Below are 7,366 nucleotides of genomic sequence, written 5' to 3' on the forward strand. Positions count from 1 at the left end.
CAGCTCCACCCCGAGCAGTCCACCGACGCCATCGTCATCCACCACCCCGAGGCGAAGTACTTCAACGCGCGGTAACCCGTCGATCGCGTGCCGTTCGCTGAGGTGCGCGTATCCTGGATCACCCCGTACGGGCCGGGGCCCGCGGTCGCAGTCTGGCCGCGGGCCACCGGCCCGTCACCTCCTGGGGCCGCGTACAGCGAAGGGACGAGCCTCATGACCAGCATCGACACCCCCACCGCGGTCCTCGGCGAGCAGCCGGCACGGTGGGGTCTGCAGGCGGTGCTGGTGGACATGGACGGCACGCTGGTGGACACCGAGCACTTCTGGTGGCAGGCGGAGGCCTCGCTCTTCGCCGAGCTCGGCCACCCGCTGGACGAGTCGCACCGCGCGCACGTGGTGGGCGGCCCGATGACCCGGGTGATCGACTACCTGCTGGGCGTCACCGGCCTGGAGCTGAGCCCGGCCGAGCTGACCGTGCGGATCAACCAGCGCTTCGTCGACCTGCTGGACGGTGGCGCGCCGCTGATGCCCGGCGCCGGGCGGCTGCTGGAGCTGCTCGGTGAGCACGGGATCCCGGCGGCGCTGGTCTCCGCCTCGCACCGGCGGATCATCGACCTGGTGCTGAAGAACCTGGGCGCGCACCCGTTCGCCTTCTCGGTGGCCGGCGACGAGGTGGCCCGCACCAAGCCGCACCCGGACCCGTACCTGGCAGCGGTGGCCCGCTTCGGCGCCGAGCCGGGCCGCTGCGTGGTCATCGAGGACGCGCCGCTGGGCGTGCAGGCCGGGCTGGCGGCCGGCTGCCCGGTGATCGCGGTCCCCTCGGTCGCTCCGGTCGAGCCGGGGCCGGGGCGCACCGTGCTGACCTCGCTGACCGAGCTGGATCTTGACCTGCTGCACTCGGTGGTCGCCGCCCGGGTGTGACTCTCCTCACCCGAACGGCCTTGCTGACGGGTCGTCAACTCTCGAGCACCGGGAGAAACCGGACATTGGCTGACAACTCGTCGGCCGGGGCGTCCGTGCCGGGCCTCGTACGGGTGTGCGCTGGTCGGTCGTGCGTGTCCGATATGGCAGGCTGCTGCGGTCTATCCCGACACGCCCGAGTAGTCCCGTTGGCGCGTCCCCCATCCGGGGCCGGCCGTGGCTGCTCCCCCCGGCGCACCCTCAGCCGGCCTGCACGGAGAAGGAACGCATGACCTCAGCGATACGACGCGCCCCCGGCCGCCTCGCGACCCTGGGCTGCGCGGCCCTGGTGGCCACCACCGTGGCCGGCTGCGGTTCGGTCAAGTCCACGATCAGCGGCACCGGTGGCAAGGACAGCGCCATCACGATGGGGACCACCGCCGTCACCAGCGTGCTGGACCCGGCCGGCGCCTACGACTTCGGCTCCTGGATGGTGCTCAACAACACCTTCCAGTCGCTGCTGAGCTTCCCGGTGGGGGCGACCAGCCCGCAGCCGGACGCCGCGAAGTCGTGCGAGTTCACCGGCGCCGACGCGATGACCTACCACTGCTCGATCCGTCCGGGGCAGACCTTCTCCAACGGTCACCCGCTGACCGCGCAGGACGTGGTCTTCTCCATCGACCGGATGAAGAAGATCAAGGACGACAACGGTCCCTCCTCGCTCTTCGACACCATCAAGTCGGTCGAGGCCAACGGCGACGGCGACGTGGTCTTCCACCTCACCCAGCCCGACGCGGTGCTGCCCGACAAGCTCGCCAGCGGCGCCGGCTCGATCGTCGACCACAGCGTCTTCCCGGCCGACAAGGAACTGCCCAACGACCAGCTGGTCGGCTCCGGGCCGTACAAGATCGACTCGATCGACCAGACCGCCCGCCCGGACGGCACCAAGGTCCCCGGCAAGATCACCCTGTCGGCGAACAGCCACTACAAGGGCGAGCAGAAGCTCAAGAACTCCAAGTTCGTGCTGCGCTTCTTCAACCAGCCGGCCGACCTGAAGAGCGCGCTGGACAGCGGCGACGTCGACCTGACCGACAACAGCCTGGACCCGACCGTCTCGGCCCAGCTGCAGGCCGACCAGATCGCCGGCAAGGGCACCGTCCAGGTCACCGACGGCGCCGGCAGCGACACCCGCTTCCTGGTCTTCAACACCAAGGACCAGACCACCGGCCAGGTCGCCGTGCGCCAGGCGATCGCCCAGCTGCTGGACCGCACCGCGCTCAGCCGCGACGTCTACGCGCGTACCGTGCAGCCGCTCTACTCGGTCATCCCGCAGGGCATCACCGGCCACAACACCGCCTTCTTCGACAAGTACGGCGACCCGGACCCGGCCAAGGCCAAGGCGATCCTGGCCGCGGCCAAGATCCAGACCCCGGTCAAGTTCACCCTGACCTGGTCGCGCGCCAACGCCCAGGGCGCCGAGAGCGCCGAGCTCAAGCGCCAGCTCGAGGCGAGCGGGCTCTTCCAGGTGACCGTCCAGCAGCAGGCCGACTGGGACGCCTTCAAGAAGGGCTGGGCGAACGGCGACTACCAGGCCTACACGGTCGGCTGGACCCCCGACTACCCGGACCCGGACGACTTCGTGGTCCCGCTGGTGGTGGACGGCGGCGCCTTCCACAACGGCTTCGACGACCCGCAGATCAGCCAGAAGCTGGTCCCCGACACCCTGCGCCAGGCCGACCGGACGGTGGCCGCCAGCACCTTCACCGCCATCCAGAACTCGCTGGCCGGTTCGGTGCCGCTGGTGCCGCTCTTCCAGAACAAGGCGTTCTACGCCTCCCGCGCCGACATCACGGGCGTGGCGGCGACGATGGACTCCACCGGGATCTTCCGCTTCGGCGAGATCGGCCGCACCAGCTGACCCCGCCCGCCGCGCGCCCTCGACGGCGCGCGGCACGCGGCGGCGAAACGCCGTGGGGCCGACCGGATCACTCCGGTCGGCCCCACGGCGTTTCGCGCCCCCGCCCGCGGGCGGGCCCGCTCACAGCGCGCCGGGGCGCACCAGCCCGCTCTCGTAGGCGAAGACCGCCGCCTGCACCCGGTCGCGCAGCCCCAGCTTGGTCAGCACATGGCCCACGTGCGTCTTGACCGTGGTCTCGCTGACGAACAGCTCCGCGGCGATCTCCGCGTTCGACAGACCCCGGGCGACCAGCCGCAGCACCTCCATCTCACGCTCGGTGAGCGTGGTCAGGGCCGGCGAGGGCGTCTCGTCGCCCGAGGGCAGCCGGGTGGCGTACATGTCCAGCAGCCGGCGGGTGATCGAGGGCGCCAGCATCGCCGCGCCGTCCGCCACCACCCGGATCGCCTGCACCAGCTCCTCGGCCGGCACGTCCTTGAGCAGGAAGCCGCTGGCCCCGGCCCGCAGCGCCTCCACCACGTACTCGTCGAGGTCGAAGGTGGTCAGTACCAGCACCTTCACCGGGCCGTCGCGCCCGGGTCCGGCGATCCGCCGGGTCGCCTCCACGCCGTCCATCCGGGGCATCCGGATGTCCATCAGCACCACGTCGGGCTGCAGCGCCCGGACCTGCTCCAGCGCCTGCTGACCGTCCCCGGCCTCGCCCACCACCACCAGGTCGGCCTCGGCCTCCAGGATCATCCGGAAACCGGTGCGCAGCAGTGGCTGGTCGTCGACCAGCAGCACACGGATCGTCACCTAGGACTCCTTGCTCATCGTGCTCGTCCGATGATCCCCCGTGGGATCCTCGTCGGTTCGGGCCGCCGGCAGGACGGCCAGCGGCAGCGGGTACGGCGGGGGAGTGCCGCCGAACTCCGGACAGCTCTGCTGGTGGTCGCACCAGTCGCAGAGCCGGTTGCGGGTGGCCGGGAAGTCGCCGGTGGCCACCGCCCGGAGAATCGTCTCCCACAGCGCGAGCAGCTTGCGCTCCACCGCCCGCAGGTCCGCCTCGTCCGGGTCGTAGCTGACCACGTCGCCGCCGCCGCCCAGGTAGACCAGCTGCAGCCGCTTGGGCAGCACGCCCTTCCAGCGCCAGACCACCAGCGCGTAGAACTTCATCTGGAACATCGCCTTGCCCTCGAAGTCCCGCGAGGGCGCGCGGCCGGTCTTGTAGTCCACCAGCCGCACCTCGCCGGTGGGCGCCACGTCGACCCGGTCGATGTAGCCGCGCAGCTTGAGGCCGGCGTCCAGCACCGTCTCCACGTACAGCTCGCGCTCGGCCGGCTCCAGGCGGGTCGGGTCCTCCAGCCGGAACCACTGCGCGAGCAGCTTCTCGGCGTCCGCCAGCCAGCGCGCCAGCTCCGCCCCCTCGGTGCCGGGCTCCTGGCCGGGGAACAGCTCGGCCAGCTCCGGACGCTCGCCCAGCAGTCGCTCCCACTGCGGGCGCAGCAGCTCCAGCGCCCGCTCGGGGGTCCGCTCGCCGGCCGGGTGGTCGAAGAGCCGCTCCAGCACCGCGTGCACCAGGGTGCCCCGGGTGGCCGCCGCGCTCGGCGGCTCCGGCAGCTTGTCGATCACCCGCAGCCGGTAGAGCAGCGGGCAGGTCAGGAAGTCCCCGGCGCGCGAGGGGGAGAGGCCGCTGGGCGGCGCGGCCCGGCGGGCGGTCTCGGTCTGCTGCATACCCCCGACCCTAGGGGGTCCGGCTGTCATCCGGCTGCCAGACCGCTCACAGCCCGCCCGCGGGACCGGCCCGCTCCCGGGCGTACCCGGGGCCCGCGCAGTGGGTAGAAGACTCGGTGAGGGGCCGTCCGGCCACCTGGGGCCGAGATCACGTAGCGTGGGCAGCCTCCCGCCCGCCAGGGCCGGGGACACGGCGGGGACAACGACCTGTGAAGGGGTCACGGTGAGCGACACCACGGGGAAGCAGACCTCCCAGCAGCCGCCGCAGGACGGCGACGGGGGGCCCAAGGACCCGCGGCGTCCTGGCAACGGCATCCTGATGGGCCGCCCGTTCGGCGTGCCGGTCTACGTCACCCCGTCCTGGTTCCTGATCGCCGCGCTGATCACCTGGCTCTTCGGCGGCCGGCTCGGCGACGTGCTGCCCGAGCTCGGGTACACCCGCTACCTGGTCGCGCTCTCCTTCGCGATCGCCTTCTACGGCTCGGTGCTGGTCCACGAGCTCGCCCACACGGTGGTGGCGCTGCGGTACCGCCTGGGCGTGCGCCGGATCCAGCTGCAGTTCTTCGGCGGCGTCTCCGAGATCGAGAAGGAGGCCCAGACGCCCGGGCGCGAGTTCTGGCTGGCCTTCGTGGGGCCGCTGCTCTCGCTGGTCCTGGGCGGGGTGTGCTGGCTGGCCATGAAGCAGGTCGAGCTCGCCACCGTCCCCGGCGTGCTGCTGGCCGGGCTGGCGGTGGCCAACCTCGTGGTCGCCGCCTTCAACCTGCTGCCCGGCCTGCCGCTGGACGGCGGACGGATGCTGCGCGCCGTGGTGTGGGGCCTGACCGGCCGCCCGATGACGGGCACGCTGGCCGCCGCCTGGGCCGGGCGGGCGCTGGCCCTGGTGGTGCTCTTCGCGCTGCCCGCCCTCGGCGCCGCCCAGTCGGGCGGCGCACAGCGCCCGGCCGGCGACTCGCTGCTGGACGCGGTGCTGGGCGCGGTGCTGGCGGTGGTCATCTGGAACGGCGCCGGCGCGGCGGTGCGCAACGCCCGGCTCAAGGAGGCCCTGCCGCAGCTGAGCGTGCGCGGTCTGACCCGCCGCTCGGTGGCGGTGACCGCCGACACCCCGCTCGCCGAGGCGCTGCGCCGCGCCCGCGAGGCGCAGGCCGGCGCCGTCGTGGTCACCGACAGCCAGGGCTCGCCGATCGCGCTGGTCAAGGAGGCCGCGGTGCTCCAGGTCCCCGAGCAGCGCCGCCCCTGGGTGGCGGCCGGCGCCCTGGCCCGCTCGCTGGAACCGGGCCTGACGCTGACCGCCGACCTCGACGGCGAGCAACTGCTGGCCGCCCTGCGCACCACCCCCGCCAGCGAGTACCTGGTGCTGGACGCGCGCGGCGCGGTCTACGGCGTGCTCGCCGTCTCCGACGTCGAGCGCCGGCTCACCCGCGCGCTGACCGGCCGCTGACCGCTGGGCGCCCGCGCCCGGAGCCCGCGCAGCGCGGTGGTCGGGGCGGCACCCGCGTTCCCTTAGGATTGTCCTTATGTCCGAACCGACCGGTGCCACCCGCAGGCGGGGGCCATTCACGGTCGGGGACCAGGTACAGCTGACCGACCCCAAGGGCCGTCACTACACGTTCACGCTCGAAGCCGGGAAGAACTTCCACACCCACAAGGGTGCCTTCCCGCACGACGAGCTGATCGGCGCCCCCGAGGGAACCGTCGTGCGCACCACGGGGAACGTGCCCTACCTCGCGCTGCGCCCCCTGCTCCCCGACTACGTCCTGTCCATGCCCCGCGGCGCCGCCGTGATCTACCCCAAGGACGCGGGGCAGATCCTGGCGATGGCCGACATCTTCGCCGGCGCCCGCGTGGTCGAGGCCGGCGTCGGCTCCGGCGCGCTCAGCACCTACCTGCTGCGCGCGGTCGGCGACACCGGCATGCTGGCCTCCTACGAGCGCCGCCAGGACTTCGCGGACATCGCCCGCAAGAACGTCGAGCGCTACTTCGGCAGCCCGCACCCGGCCTGGAAGCTCACCGTCGGCGACCTCCAGGACAACCTCGTCGAGGACGAGGTCGACCGGATCATCCTGGACATGCTCGCCCCCTGGGAGTGCCTGGACGTCGCCGCCAAGGCGCTCGTCCCCGGCGGCCTGATCTGCTGCTACGTGGCCACCACCACCCAGCTGTCGCGCACCGTCGAGGCGCTGCGCGAGCACGGCTCCTTCACCGAGCCGCAGTCGTGGGAGACCATGGTCCGCACCTGGCACGTCGAGGGCCTCGCGGTGCGCCCCGACCACCGGATGATCGGCCACACCGGCTTCCTGCTCACCAGCCGCCGGCTCGCCGACGGCGTCGAGCCGCCCCTGCGCCGCCGCCGCCCCGCCAAGGGCGCCTACGGCGAGGACTACGACAACGGTTCGCCCGAGCTGAGCCTGGCCGAGCGGGCCGCGGCCCGCGCCCAGGCCCGCGAGACCACCCCGGTGATCGAGCAGGACTGACCGTCCCGCCGGTCGCAAGAAGGCCGCACGCCGCAGGGCGGCACCCCGTCGAGGGTGCCGCCCTGCGGCGTTCGCGTCCCCGCCGGCGGGGTGCGACCCGGTGCCGGCCGCCCGCCCCTGATGTGCGACGATGCTGCCTCACACGTACACCCGGCCGGTGGAGGGCACCCCCTTGGCGCAGGCAGCGGACGCAGCGGTCGACCCCACCGGGGACCCTGACGCCCCCCCAGCACAGTCGGCGGGCCGCGCGCCGGCCCGGTCCACGCCGCGACACTGGAGCCTGGTCGCGCTGGCCTGCGCGGCCGTGGTCGCCGCCACGCTGGCCGCCGCCCCCGCGGTGCGCACCGTCGCCCCCCGCGCCCCGAAG

At 73.1% G+C, this 7,366-nt stretch carries 7 protein-coding genes; 5 read left to right on the plus strand and 2 right to left on the minus strand.

Annotated elements, in window-relative coordinates; translation table 11 throughout:
• Nucleotides 1-213 precede the first annotated feature (213 nt).
• Nucleotides 214-921, plus strand: a complete 708-nt coding sequence (locus tag ABD323_RS38225) for an HAD family hydrolase (RefSeq protein ID WP_344446711.1) — start codon at nt 214-216, stop codon at nt 919-921.
• Nucleotides 922-1,189: 268 nt separating this feature from the next.
• A complete protein-coding gene (locus tag ABD323_RS38230; RefSeq protein ID WP_344446712.1) occupies nt 1,190-2,818 on the plus strand; it encodes an ABC transporter substrate-binding protein in 1,629 nt (542 codons plus the stop codon).
• Nucleotides 2,819-2,938: 120 nt separating this feature from the next.
• On the opposite strand, the gene ABD323_RS38235 is transcribed toward ABD323_RS38230, so the two are convergent.
• Together ABD323_RS38235 and ABD323_RS38240 are read right to left on the minus strand one after the other, a co-directional pair.
• Nucleotides 2,939-3,610 carry a response regulator gene (locus ABD323_RS38235; protein WP_344446713.1) on the minus strand — a complete coding sequence of 224 codons (672 nt, stop codon included), beginning with the start codon at nt 3,608-3,610 and terminating at the stop codon, nt 2,939-2,941.
• A complete protein-coding gene (locus ABD323_RS38240) occupies nt 3,611-4,528 on the minus strand; it encodes a RecB family exonuclease (protein ID WP_344446714.1) in 918 nt (305 codons plus the stop codon).
• 223 nt (nt 4,529-4,751) lie between these two features.
• On the opposite strand from ABD323_RS38240, the gene ABD323_RS38245 reads away from it, so the two are divergent.
• From ABD323_RS38245 to ABD323_RS38255, 3 genes are all read left to right on the plus strand, one after another.
• A complete protein-coding gene (locus tag ABD323_RS38245; RefSeq protein ID WP_344446715.1) occupies nt 4,752-5,966 on the plus strand; it encodes a site-2 protease family protein in 1,215 nt (404 codons plus the stop codon).
• A 76-nt stretch (nt 5,967-6,042) separates the two neighbouring features.
• Complete coding sequence (locus ABD323_RS38250) at nt 6,043-6,999, plus strand: tRNA (adenine-N1)-methyltransferase (protein ID WP_344446716.1); 957 nt, start codon at nt 6,043-6,045, stop codon at nt 6,997-6,999.
• Between the two features lie 130 nt (nt 7,000-7,129).
• Nucleotides 7,130-7,366 (plus strand): hypothetical protein (locus ABD323_RS38255; protein ID WP_344446717.1); only part of this gene is annotated, 237 nt, incomplete at its 3' end.

The organism is Kitasatospora nipponensis (genome assembly GCF_039528135.1).
Lineage (GTDB): Bacteria > Actinomycetota > Actinomycetes > Streptomycetales > Streptomycetaceae > Kitasatospora > Kitasatospora nipponensis.